A 2134-nucleotide genomic window follows, 5' to 3' on the forward strand; every position below is an offset into this window, starting at 1 on the left:
AGGCGTCAGCCGATGGCGGGATGGAAGACGAGGAGCGACCGATTCATCAGCAGCAAAAGTTGCATGCCTCACGCAAAGACGACGCAAAAGTTCATGGCGAGCAGATGGAGGTCGAAACTGGCTCGTCGTTCGACGCGATAAGGACCACGACCGGGGATCGATCGCCGATGCGGTACTTTGACCCGAAAAGAGTCCTCTTCGTCGAGCTCCAGGCAGACGAACTTGCACGAATTGTCGATGCTGGAAGTACGGCAGACGGCCCGGTCCTCTTCCGTCTAGATATCACTGTCCACCCTCGCAATGCGAGCGGCTTCGCTCATGTTGACTGTGATCGGGTTTTGCGGGACGCGGAAGTTGCTGAAGAGATTCAGTTCGACCCGGAGCTGGACCTCTTGTCGATTGACCGTCCGAAAGACCCGCTTTGGTCAAGTGTGACAGGCGGAAGGAGAGAGCGCGCTCCGGGCGTACCCAAGCCGACGCGGAACCCTTGGGCGGGAAGAAAGGGATCGCCTCATCTCAAGCTAAAGCTGCGGCCAAAATTGAGCCGCGCGGAGAGGGACGAGCGACCTCTTGGCCGGAAAGACCGATTGACGCGCGGCGAGGTCGAAGCCGGATGACGACGCCCCGCCGGCGAGAACAAATGCTCAAGGTGGGGCGGAGGCGTGACCTGGCTGCGATGGTGGAGATACAGACAAGCACACTAACGGGTCCTGGCGCGCCCCCATGTTCGGGCGCGAGCGTGCGAGTCCGGCGTTCGGCCACGGATTGGACTCGCGACCTCACGAGCGTCACCGGCCTGAGGCCGTCTTCCGCTTCCCGATCAATTGCGGAGACGACATGATAGGTCCTGGCAATTTCAGACTGGCTTCAAATTGTCCGCTGAGGATTTGCCGGTGCGTCTAGTAGCCGAGTAAGAGCGCGCCGAGATAAGGCCGCGAACCTTCAGGATCGGTCCAGCCGACGACAACGAATTCCTGCCGGTTGAGGCATTTCGATTTGCGCCATAAGCCTCGATTTCCGGGCGCGTAGGGCGCATCAATCGTCTTCGAAGAGCGTGGACGCGCACGGAGACGTTGCGCCCGCTCATGTCCACGATCCAATGACGATGTTGCTCCGAGAGAACGTGGTCCGAGACAACCTTGTGCGGTGGGACGACGTGAGAGGTCGTTACGTGTTGACAGGTACCGGCCGCCGGTGAATTATCCAAGGCAGCCGTGCTCCTGGCGCTGTGGTATCGTTCAGAAATCGGGGCGTCGTAGGCAGCGGGGTACTGCGCAGAAAGTCCGCCAACAAGAGCCTCAAGGAATAGCTGCCACTTCACCTCGATGCGCCGTTTCGTCCTCGCCGCCCTCTTCGTTCTGATCACCCTGCCCGCCGGCGCGCTCGAGCGGTGGCAGACCCTGCCGCCAACGCCGGCGCCGATCTTAACTGACCGCAGCGGCGAGGCGGAGGCTAACGGGATCAAGATCCATTACGCGATCTATGGTCAGGGCTCGCCGGTCATTTTCCTGCACGGCGGCCTCGCCAACAGCGACTATTGGGGCGAGCAGGTTCCCGCGGTCGCAGCGCGCCATACCGTGATCCTTATGGACAGCCGCGGCCACGGCCGCTCGACCCGCGACGCGCGGCCTTACGGCTACGATCTGATGGCCGACGACGTCGTCGCGCTGATGGACGCGCTCAAGATCCCGAAGGCGGACATCGTCGGCTGGAGCGACGGCGGCATCATCGGCATCGACCTCGCGCTCAGGTACAAGGAACGGATCGGCAAGGTGTTCGCCTTCGCCGCCAACACCAGGACCTCGGGCGTCGTGGAGGATGTCGAGAAGAACTCGACCTTCGCGGCTTTCATCGCGCGCGCCGGCAAGGAATATTCCGCGCTCTCGGCGACGCCGAACGAATACGCCGCCTTCGTTGATCAGATCAGCAAGATGTGGTTCGGCGAGCCCAACTGGACCGACGCGGAGCTCGCAGCGATCGATACGCCCATCCTCGTCGTCGACGGCGACCATGACGAAGCAATCAAGCGCGCCCACACCGAATATATCGCCGCGACCATTCCCCACGCCGGGCTGCTTATCCTGCCGAACGTCAGCCATTTCGCCTTCCTGCAGGACCCGGACCAGTTCAACTT

At 61.9% G+C, this 2134-nt stretch carries 2 protein-coding genes; both read left to right on the top strand.

The window, feature by feature from the left end; translation table 11 throughout:
• A partial coding sequence (locus WCB02_RS11780; protein ID WP_423958355.1) for a hypothetical protein occupies positions 1 to 617 on the top strand: 617 nt, incomplete at its 5' end.
• Positions 618 to 1325: 708 nt separating this feature from the next.
• Positions 1326 to 2134: alpha/beta fold hydrolase (locus tag WCB02_RS11785; RefSeq protein ID WP_423958356.1), on the top strand; the 809-nt coding region annotated here is incomplete at its 3' end.

It is taken from the genome of Bradyrhizobium sp. (genome assembly GCF_049581145.1).
Taxonomy (GTDB): Bacteria; Pseudomonadota; Alphaproteobacteria; order Rhizobiales; family Xanthobacteraceae; genus Bradyrhizobium.